Origin of the sequence: Roseburia sp. AM23-20, assembly GCF_003470905.1 — a bacterium.
GTDB lineage: Bacteria > Bacillota > Clostridia > Lachnospirales > Lachnospiraceae > Roseburia > Roseburia rectibacter.
This window is the reverse complement of sequence record NZ_QRHS01000022.1, coordinates 38694-62699: the sequence shown is the minus strand read 5'-3', so window position 1 is coordinate 62699 and position 24006 is coordinate 38694. Positions and strand designations below refer to the sequence as shown.

Here is a 24006-nt window from a genome sequence, read left to right as displayed (position 1 = left end):
AAAAACAATTATACACAAGGAGAAGGAAAAGATGGTAATAACCCGCACAGTAGAGATGCATACGCAGCTTGTAGGATATGATTTTAAGAAAAAAGGTTTACCTACTGATAACAACATAGCAGTAGAAAACAGTAAAGTTTCCAATGATTATTTCTGGAAAACAAATAAATATACGGATCAGGATGTGTTTGGAAGAACACTGGATCTGACGGCACTTATCAATAAGCCGGATGGATATTTAAAGGGAAATTTATCGGATACACAAGATGTGGATTATTACAAATTCAATATTACAGAGTACCGGGCATTAAGTTTCGCGAAGAATACCTATAATAAGGATATTACGATCACTTTAGATCATATACCGGAAGGCTGTGATTATGAGATGGTTTTGTATGATGAGGAAGGCAGTCAGGTTGGCATTGGGAAAGAGAATGGAAATGGAGGTCTGAGTATTACCATACCGAACTGGAATTCGGACAACCGGGGTTATACCGTAAAAGTACAGGCAAAGGACGGTTCAATGGTAAACCCGGATGCCGAATATCATCTTTCCTTCCAGACAACACAGGCGGATAAAAGTCATGGAGCTTATCAGGAAATGGCAGAGGTTCAGAAGTATGAAGGGACAGTCAGGAAGCAGATGCAGGAAGGCTTAACCGATACGGAGGAAATGCGTGCAATTAAGGAAATCCGGCAGAAGTACAAAGCCTATTATACAGAGCAGATGGAGAAACTGCATCAGGAACAGGCAGAAGAGGTCATGCAGGGTGGGGCAGTGCCGGACGATGAGCAGATTCACAATTTACTGGAAAAGAAGGCAGCAGGCAAAGAACTGACCGAGCAGGAAAATGCACTTTTAAATATCTTCTGTACCGCAGCAGAGCTGGATAGTGCGAATGCAAGTGCAAAAATGAATACCACAGTAAAAGATAAGATATTTGCTGATTTGCAGGAAGCGGGAATGGATAGTTCCGATTCCACGTTTTCCATAAAAATTGGGGCGGATGGTCAGGTAAGTGTGGATGGTATCAATGATCATGTAATGAAACAGAAGATAGAGGATGTTCTGTCAAAGCATTCGGAGGAGCTGATGGATATTTATTTTTCTATGGATTCGGAAATACAGGCATTGTCTGAGAAAGAAAAGTATCTGTTAAAAGCTGCGACGGATGTGGAAAAATTTTTACATAAGGCAACCGGTGGCAGTGTATCGCTTGGAGACCTTTCCGTGGAAAATGCAACGATACATGGTCTGCCGAAAACACTGGATGACCTGTTAAATAATCCGGGCGGGAACCTGACCTATCAGGATTACGCAAGCGATATCCGGGAAATTTTAGCATATAATCGGACACAGCACAAAGATATTATGTCTGAGTTAAACGTACAGTTTTTCATGGCAGACGGTACAATTCAGATAAAAAAATAAAGCAAAGGTAATTAAATGAATAATCAATTTATACAAGGAGTAACATTCGATTGGGATAGAATTGATAACGATAGTTATTTAAAGAGAATTGAGGCTTTTTTGGGTGTTAAAAAACTTGATTTCAACAAACCGGTTACTTTTTTTGTCGGAGAAAATGGCAGTGGCAAATCCACTTTATTGGAGGCACTTGCCGTAGCACATGGTTTTAATCCTGAGGGTGGAACAAAGAATTATGTTTTTTCTACGCATGATACACATTCAGAATTATGTGATGCGATAAGAATTTCAAAAGGCTATCGGAAGGAAAAATGGGGATATTTTCTTAGAGCCGAAAGTTTTTATAATGTTGCAACGCAGGAAGAAGAATATGCAGATTTTGCGCATCCTTCTGTTAAATATCATGAAAAGTCACATGGAGAGAGTTTTCTCGCGTTAGCGCAGAACAATTTGCAGCCAAATGGTCTGTATCTTTTTGATGAACCAGAAGCTGCATTATCACCTCAGAGACAGCTTACATTGTTAATACAAATATATAGATGTGCAAAAGAGGGAGCACAATTTTTTATAGTTACACATTCACCTATTTTATTAGGCATACCAGATGCAGATATCTATTGTTTTGATAATGGAAGCATACATTTATGTGAATATGAAGAAACAGAGAGTTATCAAGTGACAGAAATGTTTATAAACAATAGGCAGATGTTGCTGGATAAATTGTTGACAGAGTAAAGAAACAATGTGTTAGGGCACAAATATGATAAAAACAAAAAATATTTCAGAAATGTTGACTTCTTTAATTGAGGAGTATCGTTTTAATAAAAATACTCTTTCAAAATATTTAGAAATAACTGAAGAAACAATAGATGGAGTAGTAATGGGCAATGTGGAATGTTTGCCAGATGATCCTACATTGCGTCTTAAAATACTTAGTAAAGCAGGATTTCTGTATTTTGGAGCGATTGAAGATAAGGATAGGCAACTAAGCGGTTTTTTGGAAGTGCTTGTTTCCTATCACGGCATATCCAAGCTTACGATAGCAAAGATGGCTGGTGTTGAGGAACAGGATATTGACAGGCTTTTAACCAATCCACTAGAAAAAGTTGAAATCGAAGTAAAATATAAAATTGCTGTGACTGTTATGGAACTGCGATTTTGGCTAAAAGATTGTGAGTTGCCAATATAATCATGTGGTGCTTGGGAAACTGGTGGAATAGCAGGAAATGTAATTAGAATAAAGAAAGATAGAAGGCGAGTAGCAGATTGGTGTCTGCTGCTCACTTTTCGTTTATGGAGATATGTCGCAATACGACTTTTGAAGTGTTGTGTTGCAATCTGTTTTCAGGTATTTCTCGTTGGTATCATTACCATAAAAGCGAGGTGAATTCCATGAAAGCAGAGAAGAAGGAAATCAATATACAGATCGGAAAAAGGTTGCAAACCGCCAGAGAAAACAGTGGATATACGCAGGAAGTTTTTGCAGAGACGCTGGATGTAGGGGTAGAGCATTATCGAAAAATCGAAAGCGGTGTCTATGGCTTACAGCCGGAGAAAATGCTGATCTTGTATGAGAAGTACAGGATTGAGCCGACTTATCTGGTTACGGGGGATACAAATCATAAGGTTGATATTGAACTGTTCCTTGCAAACTGTAGCAGGGAGGAACGGGATGCATTTATAGACCGTATGCTTGCGTATATGAGAAAGCTGATGACAGGCCGTTAATGCAGCACAGTCTCCGGGATGTATATTTGATAAATATATTGAGAAGGAGACGATGTATGAGGGTAGCAATCTGCGATGATAATCAGCAGGACATTGAAAGGATCAGACGCTATACACTGCGTATGATCGATTATGCGGTGGAGTATGCGTTTTATACCAGACCGGAAGAATTATTGAGGGAATGTGCAGATGCGGAGCAAAAGCCGGATATGTACATTCTTGATATTGAGATGCCTGGAATGGACGGACTGGCGGTGGCAAAACAGATCCGTGAGACAGATCCCAAGGCATTGCTGGTGTTTCTTACCAGCTATACCAAATACATGCCAAGTGTATTTGAAGTTGTCACATTTGATTTTATTCCAAAACCAATCTCAGAAGAAAGGCTCCGCGTGCTGTTTGAGAAGGCAGGAACCTATCTGAATCTGACCAATCAGAGTTTCTCATTTTGTTACCGCAGGGTGCGGTACAGTCTGAAATTTGACGAAATCCTGTATCTGGAAAAGCGGGGGCGTCAGGCGATCATCCACACAAAGAAAATGAAATATCAGTCCAACATGAACCTGAATGAAATATGGGAGAAACTGGACGAGCGCATGTTTGCTGCCGTACATGGCTCTTTTATCGTTAATTTGAAACATGTTCATTCCGTATCCAGCGGCATGGTCATGCTTACGGACGGCACAGAGCTGGGAGTGACAAGAGGATACCGGAAGGAGCTGACGGAAAAGCACATCGCATTTGTGCAGGGAGGAATGTGACATGGCATTGTATGGGGTGAGGCTTGTCATAAATCTTTTTGACCTCTGCATTTACCGCAGGTATTTAGAGAAGTTCATCGGAAACAGAAAAACTTCCATGGAATTTTCTGTTCTTCTGCTGATAGTGTGCGAGCTGATTGGAAGTGCGGTGAACCAGATGGGGATAAGCTGGCTGAATTTTGTGACGATGGTGGCGATTCTCTGTGTATATGTCTGCCAGTATGAGGCAGGGATTGCAAGCAGGCTGATTGCAGTTCTGCTGTATATGGGGATTATGGGGATTAGTGAACCGGCAGGTTATCTGTTTAGCAAAGTATTTATGGAACAGATAGTAGAGGATGATGTTGTTATCTACTATTTTTCTGCATTCCTGGTGGTGATATTCCGGCTTGTCATTGTGGAAGTCTTTTGCAGGCTGAAAGCTGGAAAGAATGTAAAGCTGTCGAGTATGCCAAAGGAAACCAGTTATGCGCTGGCACTTATTCCATTATGCAGCCTGATTAGTTGCTTTTTGTTGATAGAGGTTGCAAAAGAACTGATTTCGGCACAGATGGTCGTGCTGTGCATGTGTATCATTTTTGTCATTATCATCACAAACTACATCATTTTTCTGATGATTGAAAAGTATACGACAGTGGAGGAAAAGCAGCACGAAGAGGAAATGATCCAGAGGGAAATCTTATACCGGAACGAATACTATCAGGACATGGAACGGTATCAGGAACAGATACAGGACATCCGGCATGATATGAAGAACCGGCTGACGGGACTGCTCGCAGCGGCAGAACAGGGAAGTGTGGAACTGATCAGGGACAGACTGCAGGAATTATTGGGAGATATCCGGCTGGCAGAAGAGATCATTTATTCGGCAAATCCGGTGGTGAATGCCATACTAAAGATAAAAGGCGTAAAGGCAAAAGAAAAGGAAATACCGATGCAGGTTACAACTCTGCTCCCCCAGAGAGTATCCGTGGACATCGGGGATATGGGTGTTCTGTATGGGAATCTTCTGGATAATGCGATAGAGGCAGCGATGGCAGTGGAACAGGAAAAACGGTATGTCCATGTGGAATCAAAGTTTCAGGAGGGCAGACTGCTTTTATCCATTAAGAACAGCAAGCCATCCGGGGCAGGTTCCTATCGACAGACAAGCAAAAAAGATAAAATAAAACACGGCAGGGGAATCCGTTCGGTGCGGAAAGTGGCAGAAAAATATGGTGGGGAGCTTCTGTTAAAAGATCAGGGGGAACATTTTGAGGCAGTCCTTCTGCTCAACGGAATCGCAAAACTGGAGTGAGACTGCAACTTATTACAGCAAACCTGCAACTTGTTACAGATAGATTGATTTTTTTATGGGAACTGGTAGAGTGAAAACATCAAAAAAAGGAGGGTTTTACTAAAAATGAAGAAAAGAAACTGGATGTACCGACTGAGCAGCAAGTCCATGAGCGTGATGGCAGCACTGGCACTCATGGTGACAACCATGGCAACGAATCGTTCCTGCATGTGGTATTTCGGACAGGACAAGATGCCGGAAGATTCCAAAAAACTCAGAAGGTTTTAAACTATGACAAGATGGCTCAGCCACCGTATGGTTGAGCGGGGAATCATAAAAGAGGAGGAGCAGGAATTATACCAGTTTGGAATACGCAATGGTATGATCCTGCTTCTAAACGTTGTGACGGCACTGGTCATCGGTCTGCTCACAGAGCAACTGGCGGTTGTGGCAGTGTTTACCCTGTCTTTTATGGTTCTTCGCAGTTATACAGGTGGATATCACTCAGACGGCAGGATTTTCTGTTATCTTGGTTCCAATCTGGTGCTGCTGGTTCCGGTTTATACACAGGCTGTGTTTTACAAGACATCGCTGGCATGGCTGCTGGCAGTATTGCTGGTGTCCGCAGGGATTATTTTTTTACTCAGTCCCATGCACAGCAAGAACCGGAAACTGGATAAAGAGGAACAAAAGCATTTTGGCAGAAAAGCAAGGCTGACCGCAGCCTTGGAACTGGCTGTGCTTGGCATTTTATGGTATGCAGGCCAGATACCGTATGCGTATGCTGTTTATACGGGAATCTGTATCACGGCACTGTTCATGCTCGTAGGAAAAGCACAGCTATGGATACAGTCGCATACCGAAAATGGATAGTCCTTTCCGAACAAACGGAAGGGACTTTTTTTCTGGAAAACAGGAGGGATGACAATCCAAGACGGTAACTTATTACAGGTACCGTAAGACTTATTACACTTATATTGAAGCGCACTTTCTTTCCAAGTATAGTACCGCAAAAAGGCTTAGGAGAAGAAAGGCGTGGCATGTTTTGGGGAATTTATGCCGCACCGGATTGCAGGGGGCGGCAGAAAGGGAAAAGTTCATAAGGATAACATCCGGGTGCAGTTTTGCATGCTTTATTTTGCATGGGAACAGCACCTTTTTTTATTGTCTTTTTCCAGTAAAGCAGAACCCAGAGGCCCTCCAGATGTCCTTCATTTCAAAAAAATTACGAAATGGAGGACATTTGAATGTCAGAATGGATCAGGATCAGAGTCAAGGATTTTTATAAAGATGCAGTTGGTGAGCTGGAATACACCTATGTGACCAGAGAAGTCTACGAGGCACTTGTCGATACGTTCCGCAAAGAAGCCCACGCACAGGAAATGCGGGATATCAGACATACGACCAAGGACGGATATACAGAAGGAGAAACGGAAGATCTGGTGGAGCTGACCGGGGAATCGGTAGAGGATACGGTCATCCGGCAGATGGAAATAGAAACCCTGCAGAAAGCAATGCAGTCACTCACTCCAGTGCAGAGAGAGCGGCTGCATTTTTATTTTTTTGAGGGCATGACATACCGGCAGATTGCAGCGAAAGAAGGGGTCGGAGAGAAGAACATCCGGGAGAGCATAAACGGTGCGGTAAAGAAAATAAAAAAATATTTTGATTAATACCCCCTCAAAACGTGTTTTTCTGTGAGTACCTTATGAGAGGAACTTTTTCTGGACAGATGGTCTCTTCCGGGAATCCTCTCATGTCTCGTGTGTGGATACGACACAGGCAGACAAAACGCACATTGAAAAATGCCGGAGAGGAATGCAGGGCTCCGAGCGCAGGATGGAATCACGCCATATCCTGCCAGCCATATCCAGCAGTTCAGATACGTTAGCCGTTTCATGAGCCGTAACCGGGGCGCAGTGACACTCCTGCAGCAATCGGGCAGATGTTCTTTCTGCCAGCCATGCTGTGAAAAAGATCGCATCTAAGGAGCCGAGCGGGAAAGTCGGGGTACAGCCTGTCTGTGGTGGACAGGCGCGAAGAGGGGAATGGCCTATAATGATACACCTTGAGATTAGCCAGCACGCAGTGGTGGAGGTGAGATACCTGTGATGTCTGCCTGTCCGAGTGGCAGGGACCAAAGACAGTCTGGACTGACTGCCCATGAAATGCCGGCTTTGGGATTTTTTCTTCTCTGTTTTGGCGGCGTTTCGGTTCCGGGGAGTAGTGACGAATAGGGACAGACACTTTTTATTTATGAAGTGAAGGATTATGGCAGTAAGACTTAATTACAGAAACCATGCGGCGGAGGGGAACTTCCGCCGTATTCTTGTGGGGTTAAGAAAAACTGAAAAATGGGGAATGGAGGAAAACAGGAAATGAAGAAAGAAGATACCGAAATGATGTTAAGGATTTTTGAAACGGAGAGGGCAGGATATGCCTATCTTTATCCGAGTGATGGAGGGGAGCGGAAAGAGGACTATATCTCGACCACGGCAGAAAATATCGCAAATTATATCGGCAGCCACATGTTTGAAGCCGAAAAGATCGTCATCACAGATATGTGTGACAGGCTGATATTAGATACCTGTGGCTATTTTATCAATAGCTGTCCCAATCTGGAATTCTGTAAGGAAATCCATCCGTTCTTAATCCCGATCCAGATGGGAGAAAAGGACGCGGGAGAGGTGCTTTCAGTCAGCAGGGATGTATCGGAACAGTATTTCCGGGAAGAAGATGAGGCTGCAACCATGGCTGAAATCGGGATGATGTAAAGGTGTTTCTTCTGGGCGGAAGTGTTTTTCTTGGGAGAATGAATTTAACTTACTTAAATTGTGGGAGGAAAAAGGGGAGAGATGATGGAAAGCGGAGCGAATGAGGTGCGGTATAAGATTGCTGAATTTCTCTTAAAAAGGATGCATGAAGATAAGCTGTTAACCGAGGAAGAATGGGAAAAAATCCGGGTTTTGAATGTCAAGACCTTTTCCCCCGAACTGGCAAAAGTATATCTGTAATAACACTGGATATATATAAAACTATGTGGTAGTGTATGTTGCTGACAGGGAGTGAAAACCCTTGAAAATACTGGGAAAGGAGAAAAAAGTATGGTAAAAAAAGTGACTGTCATAAAGGCAGCAAAAGCGCAGAAACATACACAGGAAGAACGCAGGCTGAAAGTGTGCGGATATGCCAGAGTCAGTACCGGCAGTCAGGCACAGGCAACTTCCTATACTGCACAGGTCGAGTACTATACGGAAAAAATCGAGAGCAACCCCCTGTGGGAGTTTGCAGGGGTGTATGCGGATGAAGGAATCAGCGGAACAAACGTAAAGCACAGGGATGAGTTCCAGATGATGATTTCAGACTGTGAGGATGGGAACATCGACCTGATCCTTACGAAATCCATCACAAGATTTGCAAGAAATACGGTGGAATGCATCCAGACCATCCGAAAGCTGAAGGAGATTGGCGTTGGAATCTACTTTGAAAAAGAGAATATCAACACGCTGTCAGAAAAAAGCGAGCTGTTCATTACCATCCTGGCATCGGTGGCGCAGGGGGAATCAGAAAACATCTCAAGCAACAACCGATGGGCGATACAGAAACGCTTTCAGGATGGAACCTATATCATATCGACGCCAGCGTATGGCTATGGAAAAGACGAGGATGGAAATTTAGTCATCATAGAATCCGAGGCAGAAACCGTAAGGTGGATTTATGAGTCTTACTTAAACGGCATGGGAGTGTATGTGATAGCAAAGGCATTGAACCAGAAAGGCATTCCAACAATCCGTGGTGCAGAAAAGTGGCAGGACGGGGTGATACAGGACATTCTGAAAAATCCCATTTATGAGGGAGATATGCTTCAGCAGAGGACATATACAGAAACAAGGTTCCCATTTGTCCGCAGGGTAAACAACGGACAGAGAAACCAGTATCTCATCAAGGACAGCCATCCGCCAATCGTCACACATGAGGAGGCAGAAGCGGTGCAGAACCTGATGGCATACCGGGTGGATGTACTGCACATGAACAAGAGTGACTACACCAAAAGATACCTGTTTTCCGGCAGAATCATCTGTGGGGAATGCGGAAGAACCTTCCGGCGGCAGAAAATCTACATCGGGAAACCCTATGAGAAAATCATCTGGACGTGCAGCGGACATGTGGAGGATAAAGAGAGCTGCTGCATGAAAGCCATCCGGGAGGATGTACTGCACCGGGCTTTTACAGACATGTGGAACAAGCTGTACACCAATCAGGGAACGATATTAGAGCCGCTGTTAAAAGAGCTGACAGAACTTGTGGCAGCAAGGCAGGACAGTGAGGAAATCAGACAACTGGATAAGGAAATCAAAGATATAAGCGAGCAGAGCCAAATCCTAAACCAAGTCATGAGGAAAGGATATATGGACTCTGCTCTTTTTATGGAGAGCAGTAGCAAGCTTGGCTGGCAGCTGACGGAATGCAGAAGAAAAAAGACACTTTTGACCAGAAAGCTGCGGAGGACAAAAGAAATTGTACGGACCGAACAGCTTATCCAACTGATTGCAGAACAGGACGGATTAAGGGAGGAGTTTGACGAGCAACTGTTTAAAATGACAGCAGAGAAGATCGTGGTCTCCAAGGAACACGACATCACCTTCTGCCTGCACAACGGACTGAAACTGACGGAGAGGGGAGGCGGACAGGATGCAGTGGCACATGCCAATCGGCTATAAGGTTGTGGATGGAAAAATTACCATCTGTGAAGAGCAGAGAAAAATTGTGGAACAGATATTTACAGACTATGACAGCGGGGTGGCGGCAGGCAGGATCGCCCAGAACCTGAAAGGGAGAAACATATGCAATGCAAAAGGGAAAGTGTCCTGGACCCACGCATCCATCGGCAGGATACTGGAAAACCCAAGCTACCTTGGCACAGACTACTATCCGCAGCTCATAGGAGAGGAACTGTTTGAGAGAGTCCAGTGCAGACGGGAAAAGGTGAGGACAGAGCTTGGAAGGGCAGACCACAGGCCCGGCAGGGATGAGAGAATCCTCTTCGGAGGTGTCATCTGGTGTGCAGAATGCGGGGCAGTATGCAGCCATATCCAGCCGAGCCACAAAAAAGAGCGTGGCGGCACTGCCAAGTGGAAGTGCAAGAGTTATGTGACTGGCAGAGCAAAAAACTGCAGGAACAGTTTTATTACAGACGGGCAGGCAAAGCAGGTGTGTGTGGAAGCCATCAATGCAGTGATACGAAACAAAGGCCTGCTCCGGGTACACAGGCAGGAGGAAAAGGTCAGCCCTCAGTACCGGGTTCTGGAGCGGAACCTGCAGCGGATGAAAGAAGAACAGGAACGCACAGAAACAGACCTGATGAAATTGCTCTATGAAAGGGCAGAGGAACGCTACCGGACACTGGAGGTCAGGGATGGGGAGTTCCGGACAGAGGAGGTCAAAAACATCCTTGCAGGAAAAAAGGAACTGGAAACATTTGATGAAAATTTATATAGAAAAATAATCGCACGTATCTGGGTGCATGGCGGAAACATGGCAGAAGTGGAGTTTATCAATGGGAGCCGTGTCACAGCCGGATATAAGGATTAGGAGGGAGAGCAGATGGCAGAAACAGCAAAAAAGATCAGCATGATACCTGCCAAGGTGCAGTATGACCGGAATGTGAAACTGTCAGAGAAGAAAATGAAGGTCGCTGCCTACTGCCGTGTCAGTACGGAACTGGAAGAGCAGGACAGCAGCTATGAGGCACAGGTGGAGTATTATACCAGCAAGATATCGGAAAACGAAAACTGGAAAAATGCCGGCATCTATGCGGATGACGGAAAGAGTGGAACAAACACCAAAAAGAGGGCAGACTTTAATGTCATGATACAGGATGCCCTTGCAGGAAAGATCGACATGATCCTTACAAAGTCGGTCAGCAGGTTTGCGAGGAACACGGTAGACTCGCTGGTGACCATCCGAAAACTGAAGGAAAAGAACGTGGCGGTGGTGTTCGAGAAAGAGGGGATCAATACACTGGAGGGAACCGGCGAAATCCTTATTACCATCTTGAGCAGTCTGGCACAGGAGGAGAGCCGCAACATCAGTGAGAACATCCGCTGGGGAGTCGTGAGGAAATTTGAAAAAGGCAAGGTCATCGTAAACTGCACAAAGTTCATGGGATACACCAAAAACGAGGATGGTGACCTGGTCATCGTACCCGAAGAGGCAGAGATCGTAAAGCTGATTTTCCGGCTTTATCTGGAGGGCTACAGTACCGGGAAGATCGCAAAGCATCTGGAAGAGCAGGGAATCAAGACCGCCACAGGGCAGGACAAATGGCATTCCACGGTAATAGACAAAATGCTCCGCAATGAAAAATACATGGGAGATGCATTACTGCAGAAAACCTATACGGTGGATTTCATGACAAAAAAGAAAGTCAAGAACACTGGAATCGTACCGCAGTATTATGTGGAAGATGACCATGAGGCGATTATCCCGAAGGAGCTGTTCTACAGGGTACAGGAAGAGATGATGCGGAGGGCATCCTTATGCAAGGCGGCTGTCACCTGGAAGAAGAACCAGAGGAGCAGGTATTCCTCCACCTATGCACTGACCGGCATGCTGATCTGCGGAAAATGCGGGCAGGAGTACCGGAGAGTCACCTGGGCGAGAAACGGGAAAAAGAAAGTTGTCTGGAGATGCAGCAACCGGCTGACCAACGGAGTGAAGAAATGCGGGGAATCCGAAACACTGGAAGAGAACGCATTAAACAGGGCGGTGATGGAAGCCATCCACAGGATCACGAGTGATGATATGGAATTTATGGAAAACTTCCGGCAGAACATCATCCATGTCATCGGGAACTACAGCACCGCAAAAGAGTCCGGGGAATACGAAGAAAAGATAAAAGAAAAGATAAAAGAAAAGCAGGAAGAGATGGTGGCACTGATTGCGGAGAATGCAAAGACCGGCTCCTACACACCGAAGTTTGATGAACGCTACCGCACCATAGCAGAGGAAATCAATGCCCTAAAAGAGGCACAGAAAACAGCCAGAAACGAGAAACGGATGGCTGACAGCTATGAACAGAGAATCCAAGATATCGACCATTACTTAAGCACAAGCACCTGCCAGATACCGGAGTTCGACAATGACCTTGTCAGACGGCTGATCTCGACCATCAAAGTGGAATCCAGCGAGAAGCTGCTGATACAGTTCCAGTCAGGCATTGTCATGGAACAGGAGATTCGATATGAGTAAGGCTGCGGCAGGAATGGCAGCAAGTAAATAGGAAACGTTGTTCCTGCCAGTTTATGGTAAGAATAAAATGCCCGATGCTCCGGGCGTTTTATTGTTGGCATAAAATAGGAAAGGACAGCAGAAAGCATATAACGGAAAATGAGTAAAAGAAAGTGGATATAGAAAAAGCACATGAAGTAAGTGTGCGACAGGAGGAGAAAAGCGTATGAATTATGAGCAACTGATAGAAGAACTGAGGGAGGAAATGTTACAGCTTGTAAACACGAAATGTGATGCACTGCTCCAGATGTACCGAAGTGGAGAAATGAGGACAGACATGAAAGATACAATCCGGGAAAGCAGTCTTATTACAGTGTCCCCGGCAGAACTGAAAGGGAAAAGACCGCTGGCAGTCCAGTTCGCGCCGGGAGAATGGATAGAGACACCTACATGGAGAAAGGTGGCACAAAGAATTTTGCAGACCTGTAATGAACAGCCGGATATCCATGAAAGATTTATGGAAATGTGTGGAAAAGTAGCCGGACGCTGGAGGACGATTCTTGGCAGTTCACCGGAAGAAATGGATGTACCGATAAAGGTGGATGAGGAACTTTATTTTGAGGGGAAATTTGACACCGAAGCGATGTTAAACATGTTAGAGAAAAAAGTGCTGGAACCGGCAGTGGTTGATTACAGCAGCATTAAAATCCGGTATATGGCAAAAGGGCAGGAGCAAGCAAACGGTATAGAGCCTGTGCCAGAACAGGATGTTTTGGAACATGAGGAGCAGGAACAACATGTTCCAGTGCAGACAATGTAAAAAATGGATGGAATCAAGACTCCGAGTCTATGGCAGGTTTGGAGTTTTTCTTATGTTCATTTTCCAAATGTAAAAATTGATTGTATAAAAGAAATGGGTAAGTTATAATATAGGTGTGGTCAGATGCCTTTTTGGGGATGACTATATCTGTTACAAAAAGGAGGAAGGCCAGTGAATACAGAATTGAAAAATGCAGTGAAAGCAACAGATTCAAAAGCACAGTATGATACGAGTGCAAAGCGTCTGTTAGGACAGAAAAGCATACTGGCACATATACTGGTAAAAACAGTTGATGAGTTTAAGGGCATGAATCCCAAGGATGTGGTCGACTGCATTGAGGGAACACCACATATCAGTACGGTACCGGTAGAGCCTGGACTCACAAATGCAGCCAGCGAAAAAAATGGTGAGAGACTGGTCGGTTTCAACACAGAAAATGAAGAGATCAATGAAGGTCTGGTAAGATTTGATATCGTTTTTTATGTGCGTATGAGAGACGGATTGTCACAGATCATCATAAATGTGGAAGCACAGAAAGATGAGCCGAAGGGATACGAAATCTTAAACCGGGCAATCTTTTATGTGAGCAGACTGATCTCATCACAAAAAGAACGTGATTTTGAGAATTCCAGCTACGATGACATTAAGCGTGTATATTCGATCTGGGTATGTATGAACATGGAAGAGAGCAGCATGAGCCATGTGCATCTCACAAAAGAAGATTTGATCGGTTCCTATCAATGGAAGGGAAATCTTGATCTGCTGAATATCATCATGCTTGGACTGGCAAAGAATCTGCCGGAACATGATGAGACATATGAACTGCACCGTCTGTTAGGAGCGTTGCTGTCACAGGAACTTACAATAGATGAAAAACTAAACATAATTGGAAATGAATACGATATTCCTATTGAGGAGAACTTCAGGAAGGATGTGAGCGTTATGTGTAACTTGAGTCAGGGAATTGAAGAAAAGGGTATTGCGATTGGACGTGCGGAAGGTGAAGCAGGACTTATTATAAAAATGTATAAGAATGGTTTTACAGCAGAGCAGATAGCCTCAGCCACAGATAAGGATATAGAAGAAGTGAAAGCGATTATTGCAGGGAAGGAACCTGCACTTGCATAAAGTTATGTAAGAAAAAGAGAGCCTTTGAGTTTAAATAACTTGGAGGCTCCTGTTATATTAGGAATATTGAAATTAGATGGATATTTGGAATTAGGTAATAACTAATAGAGAGTGATTAAGATGATAGAAAAAGTACAGGAAAGCCATTTATATATGTGGTTAAAGGAAAAAGATAGTAAATTTTTAAGTAAGTTAGATGAAACTATAGAATATGCTAATACGATATTACCGCAAATTAATAATGTTTTTGCAAGTTATACAGTTCATGGTGTAAGACATTCTATAAATGTGATGGAATATATGTATGCACTTGTTGTGGATATAAATAAACTAAGTGAATTAGAAGTAGCATTACTTATATATAGTGCATTGTTGCATGATATTGGAATGATTGCAAATGTGGACGAAATTAAGGAAATCAAAGCAGACCATGCGATATTGGGTGAAAGAAAATATAGTAAAGTACTTGAGAAATATGGGGATGAAATGACCGCTTTGCAAGAGTGCGTAAGGCCGGTACATGGTAAACGTGCGAGAGATTATATTGAGACAAAGATGGATGAAAGGTTATTTTTGATTCCAGAATCAACAAATATTTCATTTAAATCTGAACTTGCACAAATATGCATGTCGCATAATGAAGATTTTGAATGGATAAAAAAGAACTTGCATAATGATGAAAAAAAGGGACATTTTGATCTTAATGCACAGTATATCTCTGTGCTACTTAGAATATCTGACTATTTGGATATTGATGAGCAAAGAGCACCATTATATTTATATAAATATTTGAACCCAAAGGAATTTAGTGATTTAGAATGGAAACAACATTTTGTGATAGAGAACTATGATAAAATAAGAAGAAACCCTAAAACAAATGAATTAGAAATTTTCTTTCAGGGTACAAGTCAGGACCCATCTGTTCATAGAAAACTTTTAAAATACTTTGATGCTATTAATGGAGAATTAAAAAATGCTGTAGATTTATGTGAAAGTTTTGTAGACGAGAAATATCTATTACCATTAAAAACAAATGTAGTAAACCAAATTCAATCGAAGGGTTTTAGTTTTTCTGATTTAAGACTTTCTTTGGATTATAATGCAGTGACCAATTTATTGATGGGAGAGCATATTTATGGTGATAGAAAATATGGGTTAAGAGAATTAATACAAAATTCAATTGATGCATGTAAGACTATGGAAGAATCGGCCACTAAAATGGAAAAATTTAGATATCAAAATTATCAGCCATATATTTCAGTGATTTTGGACAAAGATCGAAAAAAAGTTATGGTTATGGACAATGGTAGTGGTATGTCTATAGATATTTTGAAAAAGTATTTTCTGAATGTTGGTGTATCTTATTATGCGTCAGATGATTATAGGCTACAAGATAGAGAATATTCGCCAATAGGGCATTATGGAATAGGTTTTTTGGCATGTTTTATGCTATCCGATAAAGTGGAGGTTAATACAGTTTATTATAATGAACAGAAAATGAATCGAATTTCATTTGAAAGAAACAGTGAGTACATATGCCTTACTTATGAAGATACTGTAAGACAGCAGGGAACAGAAATAATTTTAGATTATGACCAATGTTTAAGTGTGTTCAATAATAATATAGAAAGATTGGTATCTTTTATAGAAAATAATTTTTTGGATTGTGGAATACCGATTAAAATATCAACAATGGAAAAAGGTGTATCAATGCCATTGGAATGTAATATTAAGAGGATTGAAACAATAATTGCAGAAAACATATGTCTTTCAGAATACTTAAGTGGTATAGAGGCATTCATTGATTGTAGCTATAAACAAATAAATTTTGCAAAATATTTAAGTGACATAAATGGGTACGAGAGTTATTGCTATAATGAAGAGGAGTATTCGGTGGATGAAGAAAATATATCCATTAAAAACTTTGTTAAAGATGGGAAAATTACATTCTTGAAAATTCCGATTATTACAGAAGATGAAGAAAGTGAATTCCTTAAAGCCTATGATGTTTTAGAAGATTACCAAGAAGCACTTGATAAGATAGGAAATTATGAAGCTATAAATATATGGGGAGATGAAGATGAGTTTGAAGATTACGATTTTATAATAGAAGAGTCAAGTGAGAGCATTATTGGTGGATATACATTAGGCGGATTTAGAAATCAGTTTCATCATGGCTCTTTAACACCAGTAAAGCCAGAAATTATAAAAAAAGGGGTTGTCACAGGAGAATCAAATGCTGTTTTGCCTTATAATGAGGAAAATACATTTAAAGGAAGATTTAGATGGGAAAATACTGATACATGCTATGTTAAGAATGTTTTACTATCAGGATTAAGGATTAAGATACCATATCTTGTTGATGGAGTAATATTAAAGGGAGCCGTTATTAATATTTTTAATCGAGAATTTATCCCGAATGTTTCTAGAAATAATATAAGTGCATCGCAACAGGAAAAATTATCTTATGCAATAGGAAAAGCAATTCATTTATGGATTAGAGATCATGCTGAATTATCTACAGAGCAAAAAGCTTTGTTAGATGTTTTTATTGAGACAAAATATAAAGAGACAAATTATTGTTTAAGATAGTAAATGGTTGGAATAATGCCTCCAAGTCCACAACAGATTTGGAGGTTTTCTTCTGCCCATTTTTATCGGGAAGTAATTTCCCCAATAAACAATTTATGGTACAATATCTTAGAAGTTATCATCAAGGGATGAGTAGTGGACCATAGAGAAAGAGCAGAGTAATCGTAAGCTGGTCTGGCTTACATCTAAAATACAATGCAATCTTTTGCTATGCAGGGGCATAAGAGAGAGCATCATGTCAATTTTTTGCAGCCTCGTCACAGAGGATTGCAACATTTTTCGCTCCCAGAGTAAAGTGAAAACTCTGGAAAGTGCATCTCAATTACCCTATCGACACATGTTGAAACGGTAGTTCTTTTGTCCCAACAAAAGCCGGATGACACCATAGAGATCGACCTGGACCTGGATGAGCTGGATGCCACCAGTGCCGAGTTGAAAGCAACCTATCAGGAAATCAAAGATTATGTGCTGAAAGAATTTGGCTTGAAGGTTTCAAGTTTATATATTTCTCAGGTAAAACGCAAATGTGGAATTGAAGTGGGAGAAAACTATAATCTTCCAAAATCGGAAAATGCAAGAGTTCCACAATGCCCGAAAGAGAAAGAAGATGCTATCAAGGCTGCCCTGAAATATTATGCGATGATCTAAGGACATCGCTGATTTCAAGGAGGAATAACACATGAAAAGCACATTTGAAAAAATGGGTGGAACCTACACACTTGGCGCAGACGGAATTTACTATCCGAATCTTGTCAGTACAAATGAAGAACCGCATTATGGGAAATACGGAATGTTGCGGAAAACATATCTGAAAGAGCATCGTCCGGCAATGTATTCACTGTATATGTTGGAAGACAGATTGACAGAACATCTGAATGCGGTGGACGATGAAGTGCAGGAGAGAATGGATATTCTGGTGCGTCAGATGATGGAGAGGCAGGGCATTACAGAAGAATTGAAAGCTTGTGATCAGATGGAATGGGTCAGAGCGGTAAATAATATCCGAAATGCAGCAGAAGAGATTGTGTTAAAAGAATTAGTGTATATTTAAAGCGTGGAAAGCTCCTTCGGGAGCTTTTCAGTGTTTGTAAGAGCTTATATAGAAAATGGGGTAAGAAGATGGTATGATATTGATAATAAGGGAAGAATTGAAAAGTTAATTTACTTAGTGTTAAGGTGAGGAGGTCATTAAATGCAGAGTCCAATCCATGAAGGATATGAATATCAGGATTATTTTACTGTTTCGATAATCCTACAACTAATGCTTAAACAGACAGATGCTGAAATAATTATTGATCGTAAGGATTTTAGTGGAGATAAATTTGATGATCTAAAGGTGAAGACACCTAATGGTACTACTGAATTTCAGATTAAGTATTCTGATGATGAATATTCCCATAAACTTGCTAAAGATGACTTCGCAAATGGAAATGGACATGATACGGCATTATGCGATCTTTTTGCTTCTTGGAAAACGAGAAAAGAATCTGAAAATGATACTCAGATAAAATTGTGCCTTGCGTGGAATAGGCCCGATGATGATGATCCGATTGTAGAGTTTTTGAAACCTATTCAAGAACAGGCTTTGCCTTTTTCAATTGTTGCATATTCGTTTGATGGCGAGGGGTTTTGGCCAGTGGGAAATCTACCGCCAAAAACATGGAGAAAGTTTAATTTGGCGGTTAAGTCAGGGCTCATCGATAGAGAAGCCTTTTTATCATTTTGCAATGAACTTACGATTATTCTGGAAATGCCAAAGGCAAGTCTTGATTTAAAAAATCCTGGCGGAATAGAAAATGTAATTATTCGGCAAGCTGAGAAATTGGGCGTAGGAATATATCCAAATGATAATCTAAACTTAGAAGAAGTTATTTATAAGCTTGCTACGGAAGTGAAGCGTTCCAGAGCGATGGGGAATAGACTTTATATCAATACGTTAATGGGACGCCTTGGATTTATAAGGGATTATGGGAAATTCGACCAGAGATTTCCGGTAGATTCAGCGCATAAGGTTATGCTTGACGATGAGATTGAAAGTCTGCACAGAGCAATTCGTGATTCAAAACGTGTTATTATTACTGGTAATCCTGGTTCTGGAAAGTCTTGGCTTGTCGATGAATACATAGATAAACTTGAGAATGATGACAGTAAAGTTATTCATTATAATTGCTTTCAGTCATTGCAGGACACAAATAGTCTAGAGAGAATACGTGTAACTTCTTTATATGGTAATCTAGTTTCACAGATTGTGGAACAATATCCAGAATTAGTAGAGCATAAGAATACAATGTTGGGTGCTGATAAAGCAGAGCTTGAAAATCTGCTTCGACTTATTGGAGGGGAATTTTATTTAGTAGTAGATGGTCTAGATCATATCTCCAGAGAATATGATCTGCATAAAGATCTTATTTCACGTTCAGAAACTGAAATTATTTCGGAATTGTTGGAAATTCATTTTCCTGATAACTGCTATGTCACAATAGCATCGCAACCAATAGACGCACTGGATGAATTCAAAGCCAATAGTTACTGTATATTTAAAATTGAACCATGGGGTATTAAGCAAGTGAAATCCTTGATGGCGACCTTTCAGATTGCTGATGATACTATTAAAGGAGATGATTCATCAATAAGTGAATATCTACTTAAGAAATCTCAGGGAAATGCGCTTTACCTCAATTATATCTTGCGTCAGTTACGAAACTCAAATGTAAATAAAGAATTAATTGACGGAATACCAGATTACGATATCAGTTTATCTGAGTATTATTCCTATTTGTATAAAAAGATTCATAATAATCGCACAGTTAATGCACTTTGCGGGGCAGATTTTTATCTTAGTCTAAATGATTTAATGGAGATTACTGGAGATGGAGAGTTTGTAGAGCAAGATATATCGATGCTTCATCCATTATTGGCGGAAAACGTGTTAAGTGGTGGTTTTTCAATTTATCATGAAAGTTTTCGCCGGTTTGTATTATCTTCATTAGAAAATAGAAAAGTTGATATAGAGAAAAATGTTTATGGTATTCTTACTGATTGGCTACAGGAGAAACCGTTTTTTAAATTTGACAAGTCGTTTTATTATCTTTCGGAACTATTGTATAAGATCAAGAAGGATGCTGAAAATATTGCCTTGATTGACAAAAAATTTGTTCTTAATGCAGTTGCAGAGGGGTATTCTAGAAAACGCATAAGAATGAATCTGAATTGTATTATTCGAAGTGCGGCTAGAATCAGAAATTTAGTTGCGTTGATAACAGCGGGTGAATTATTGGCAATGCTCGATGATATGAACGAATTCGAAAGTACTGGGGAAGAATATTTTCAGGCACTCTGTGATATTAAGGGTGCTTCTAAACTAAATCAGTTAATGCAGATTGATGGAAAACCTAGCTTTGATATGAATACAGGCAAAATTGCGTGTTATATTTCTTCGAAAGCTGGTATTACACCTTGGTGGAAATTGTATTTAGATATAGAGGCTAAGCAGTACAAGATTGAGGAACTTAAATATTATTATAGATATTATCTTGATGAACAAGGAGTTAGTATCATTCCTAAACTTATGGAGGCAATAGAAAAAGAAAAAGCTTCAATAAGAAACCAATGTATTGAGATTGCGTATGGTGAGCTAAAGGACTATATAGAATTTGATGAAATTGCTTCAATTGCGGAAGAGCAACAACTAATTTATTGGAAAAACTATCTTTCATATATTGAGACAGGATATTATCCGCAAAGTGAAATTTCCTTTGAGGTTGCAATTGGAAAATGGGAAAAAATCAAAACATTGAGGATGCCAGGAGAAAAAGATATAAGAATTTTTATAGAATTATTCTCACAAATATATTATCTCGCTGAGAAGGGGGATAGGAAAGTTATAGAGACAGTCTGTTCGGATTGCGAAAATATTAACTGGTTCTATAATTGGATCATCTATTCTGTAAAGATGGCAGAATTATGTGCACACACAGAACAAATGAATTCTAAAATAATCTGTGAATCAGTGATTACTAATTTGGAATTATTGTTACAGGATACGGAAGTTTTCAAGGGAGAACCACGTACTTGTGATTTGTATTTTCTTCAGAATGAGTTAACAAGGTCATATGAACAGGCAATAGAACTGATTGTTCAAAATGGTACTGTTGGTGATCTGGAAAAAGCATTGAGTATTCTCGAACGGCTTGATGATGAAACGGGAACAAGTTTGGATCATACTATGGGAGGTCCATTAACTGATGCTGAATTTTTGGGGGTAATATCTCGCTTTTTGACTATTAATAATTATGAAATTGTAAAACCTTATTTATTAAGGACTCAAGAGAAAATAGAAAAAAATGAGGTATATGATTGCATAGCTGCGGCAAAGTTGCGTTTTGTTAGTCTTATTTCAAAGTATAATCAAACTGAGGCGTTAGAATGTTTTGATATTTCTACACGTTATCTTGTTGCATATGGATATCATAAAGATATAATTCTGTTACAGATTATGGATTCTTATAACGTTTTTTTTGAATCTGTTTCAGGAAATCCAGAGGAGGAACGGGATACAATAACAAAAATGACAATAGCTCTTTGGAATCATACTGATGGAAGAGAAACAAAGCACTTCTTAAACCGCTGGTTTGATAAATTGCTCAAAACAGATTCGAGGTATGCACTTGCATTTCTGTTTGAGTTACAAATTAAGTTTGGAAAAAGCTGGGTTGTGGAAGGTATGTTGCGTTCTGCTATAGAAAAATATTGCAATGATTTGGGCTTTTTGGATATTGTAATTGGACTGATTGAGTCGCTTCCAAATGATACAAGTCCGAGAATAATTGATGCATCCACATCTATATTCAGAACATTAGAGCAGATGTGCACAGGAGCAGATGTTGATGAAAGATTACTAATCAAGTCTCGGATGAAAGAATTTGTTATCAATATCGTTTCAAGATACAATATCCTTGATAATCCTTGGCCGGACAATGATTCGTGGAAAGATGGAAGCATTAAAGAATTTTTATTAACAGTTGAGGCAGCAGGATTTGATGTTTCACAGTATATAGAATATTTCCATATAAAGAAAACTAACGATATGGAAAACAAAGAAGATAAGAAAACAATTGATGTTTTTGAAGCCACTCAAACATGTTTTGAAGCCTTAACTCCAGAGGACGCAAAGAAATGGTTTGAAACACATGATTTAATTGAACGAGACGTACAAGATATCTGTGGATTCCTTAAAAATTATCAGAATGATAAAGGCACTTTACTTGAATTACTAAGATTCATAATTACTAAATCTGGTGGCTGGAGTTATAGTCAGAAGCGTAAGGATATTATTCTGCAAATCATTGGGCGGCTGGAACTGGACGATGAAGAAATGTCAGAAGTTCATATGTTGATGTACCTTTACTCATATGAATGGGGAAGTTCGTTAATTGATAAGGATGAATTTCTCAATAGTATACGACTAAGTTCTGATGTGGGGCGTAATACGTTTTATAGTGAATTACCTGAAGTTATTATTTCACATTCGGGCAGAATTACAAAAGGCCTTTTGGACGCACTTTTTGCATTTGAGTATGATAAAGATATTATTGTCGAGATTTGGAGAAATGTATTTGATATTATGAAACTTCGTTTTCCGAATCTTGATCAGTATACTAGTGATAATATTTTTGAAGAAACGGATGAACTGTTAGAGCTACGAAATTGCTTATTAATGCGGTTTATTGATGGAGGTAAGGAATCGTTTCTGGCAACGTATGCTTATTTGGCGAATGCTGCTGAAAAAGAGAAATTTTCAGAATTTACAGAATCAATAGTGTTTTGTCTAGAACATTATGAACAATATAATCTTGTGACACAAATAGCAATTGCAGATTTAGTAAGGTGTTACGGTTGGTGTCTGAAGGATATGAATATAGATCGGATGATAAGTGCAATTAATGTTGTTTATCCAACTGGAAATTTGCTTCTAGACGTCATATTTTCCGAATTTACAGTGTATAATAGTTATCTTTTGGTGTGTTCTGATAAACATGCACCTGATTATATGGAACAGGAAGATGTTGAGTTTTACTTGGCAGAACAACTATATGATCTTGGAAAAGAAGAGGTTCAAGAAGGAACCGATGAATATGCTGAGAATTCAGTATATAGAGATCCAATTATGCAGGTACTTGATACTTCTGGTATTAATTATATAGAAATTTATAAAAAATTGCATGCGTCAAGGAGATTGAACGATAAAATGCAAGATTTTGTTGGAGGGGCAAGTAAGATTCTTGAAACCAATACTGTGTACAAGTCATATGTAATTCAATATGCGCTCCATGCAATTATTGAAAAAGCTTTTATTGACAGAGAACCCGAGTTGCTTCCACAGACTTTGTTCCGATTGATACCTGATTATCAGGGAATGTATAAATTATTTAAGTGTCGAGATATGCAACCACAAAATCATCTATATGACAAGAATAATTCATGCGAGCCTTTTCTCATAAATAATAAAGATGAATATATTCTAATTGGATGCTCTGAGATAAAAAAACATATCGATTATCACCAGACATCTTTGATATTTGCATATCAAGGAATAGTAGGAGAAGCTGGTGATGAACATCAAATTCCATTCCAACAATATTTAGCCACAGCGGTTGAGGAAGGAGAAATTTATACGATTTTAGATAATCCGGAATCATTGATTGATTTTATTAGAACGCTAGATCGAGAACTAGAAGATGAAGACTATCTATGGCCTGGAACGTCGGTTTCTAAATTACTTGATGTTCATATTGAATTTGATTTTTTAAATGGAAGATATATTGCAATCAATCAGGAAAAGGATGTTGTCTTTATTATGAAAAAATGGTCATCGAGTTACAAAGGTGACAGCGAGTATCATGGAAATGCCATTCCATTATATAGTGGTACTAAGTTGTATATAAAAAAGGAGTATATTGGGATATTGGAGCAACAATTTGGAACACTGATGATGAAAACTTGTGTGCAATCATATACGCAGGATTATTGATTGAAACTGGGC

At 40.1% G+C, this 24006-nt stretch carries 19 protein-coding genes and 1 pseudogene; all 20 read left to right on the top strand.

Translation table 11 applies throughout. The annotated features are described in order from the left end of the window. Positions 1-31: 31 nt before the first annotated feature. Positions 32-1432, top strand: coding sequence for a prepilin peptidase dependent protein A (locus tag DW650_RS15115; protein WP_118210396.1), 1401 nt, complete (start codon positions 32-34; stop codon positions 1430-1432). 15 nt (positions 1433-1447) lie between these two features. Beyond that, on the top strand, positions 1448-2164 hold the full coding sequence (locus tag DW650_RS15110) for an AAA family ATPase (RefSeq protein WP_118210395.1): 717 nt from the start codon (positions 1448-1450) through the stop codon (positions 2162-2164). A 25-nt stretch (positions 2165-2189) separates the two neighbouring features. Beyond that, positions 2190-2618: an HTH domain-containing protein gene (locus DW650_RS15105; RefSeq protein ID WP_118210394.1), complete on the top strand. Its 429-nt coding sequence runs from the start codon at positions 2190-2192 to the stop codon at positions 2616-2618. Positions 2619-2821: 203 nt separating this feature from the next. Beyond that, positions 2822-3157 (top strand): helix-turn-helix domain-containing protein, encoded by a 336-nt coding sequence (locus tag DW650_RS15100; protein WP_006859200.1) that lies wholly within the window; start codon positions 2822-2824, stop codon positions 3155-3157. 56 nt (positions 3158-3213) lie between these two features. Further along, positions 3214-3918 (top strand): LytR/AlgR family response regulator transcription factor, encoded by a 705-nt coding sequence (locus tag DW650_RS15095; RefSeq protein ID WP_118210393.1) that lies wholly within the window; start codon positions 3214-3216, stop codon positions 3916-3918. Position 3919: 1 nt separating this feature from the next. Continuing rightward, positions 3920-5215: a sensor histidine kinase gene (locus tag DW650_RS15090; protein WP_118210392.1), complete on the top strand. Its 1296-nt coding sequence runs from the start codon at positions 3920-3922 to the stop codon at positions 5213-5215. A 105-nt stretch (positions 5216-5320) separates the two neighbouring features. Further along, positions 5321-5482 carry a cyclic lactone autoinducer peptide gene (locus DW650_RS15085; RefSeq protein ID WP_117485427.1) on the top strand — a complete coding sequence of 54 codons (162 nt, stop codon included), beginning with the start codon at positions 5321-5323 and terminating at the stop codon, positions 5480-5482. A 3-nt stretch (positions 5483-5485) separates the two neighbouring features. Continuing rightward, positions 5486-6067, top strand: coding sequence for an accessory gene regulator B family protein (locus tag DW650_RS15080; protein ID WP_118210391.1), 582 nt, complete (start codon positions 5486-5488; stop codon positions 6065-6067). A gap of 374 nt (positions 6068-6441) precedes the next feature. Next, a complete protein-coding gene (locus DW650_RS15075; protein ID WP_006859205.1) occupies positions 6442-6867 on the top strand; it encodes an RNA polymerase sigma factor in 426 nt (141 codons plus the stop codon). 705 nt (positions 6868-7572) lie between these two features. Continuing rightward, entirely contained in the window at positions 7573-7968 is a 396-nt protein-coding gene (locus DW650_RS15070) for a hypothetical protein (protein ID WP_055215788.1), read from the top strand. Between the two features lie 81 nt (positions 7969-8049). Next, complete coding sequence (locus DW650_RS19790) at positions 8050-8208, top strand: SHOCT domain-containing protein (protein WP_182435217.1); 159 nt, start codon at positions 8050-8052, stop codon at positions 8206-8208. A gap of 90 nt (positions 8209-8298) precedes the next feature. Beyond that, on the top strand, positions 8299-9915 hold the full coding sequence (locus DW650_RS15065; protein WP_199654295.1) for a recombinase family protein: 1617 nt from the start codon (positions 8299-8301) through the stop codon (positions 9913-9915). Then, the gene (locus DW650_RS15060) at positions 9887-10786 is read left to right on the top strand and encodes a recombinase family protein (RefSeq protein WP_243102982.1); all 900 of its coding nucleotides are present in this window, start codon (positions 9887-9889) and stop codon (positions 10784-10786) included. The genes DW650_RS15065 and DW650_RS15060 overlap by 29 nt, the downstream gene beginning before the upstream one ends. A gap of 12 nt (positions 10787-10798) precedes the next feature. Continuing rightward, positions 10799-12445 carry a recombinase family protein gene (locus DW650_RS15055; protein WP_118210389.1) on the top strand — a complete coding sequence of 549 codons (1647 nt, stop codon included), beginning with the start codon at positions 10799-10801 and terminating at the stop codon, positions 12443-12445. Positions 12446-12650: 205 nt separating this feature from the next. Further along, a complete protein-coding gene (locus DW650_RS15050; RefSeq protein WP_118210388.1) occupies positions 12651-13244 on the top strand; it encodes a hypothetical protein in 594 nt (197 codons plus the stop codon). A 171-nt stretch (positions 13245-13415) separates the two neighbouring features. Continuing rightward, entirely contained in the window at positions 13416-14372 is a 957-nt protein-coding gene (locus DW650_RS15045) for a hypothetical protein (protein WP_007885387.1), read from the top strand. Positions 14373-14492: 120 nt separating this feature from the next. Further along, positions 14493-16964: an HD domain-containing protein gene (locus DW650_RS15040; protein ID WP_015522052.1), complete on the top strand. Its 2472-nt coding sequence runs from the start codon at positions 14493-14495 to the stop codon at positions 16962-16964. A 330-nt stretch (positions 16965-17294) separates the two neighbouring features. Beyond that, positions 17295-17612: pseudogene (locus DW650_RS15035) on the top strand (23S rRNA (uracil(1939)-C(5))-methyltransferase RlmD); the annotation flags it as partial. Between the two features lie 31 nt (positions 17613-17643). Continuing rightward, a complete protein-coding gene (locus DW650_RS15030; RefSeq protein ID WP_117920626.1) occupies positions 17644-18015 on the top strand; it encodes a TnpV protein in 372 nt (123 codons plus the stop codon). Between the two features lie 141 nt (positions 18016-18156). Continuing rightward, on the top strand, positions 18157-23994 hold the full coding sequence (locus DW650_RS15025; RefSeq protein WP_118210387.1) for an ATP-binding protein: 5838 nt from the start codon (positions 18157-18159) through the stop codon (positions 23992-23994). Positions 23995-24006: the final 12 nt, after the last annotated feature.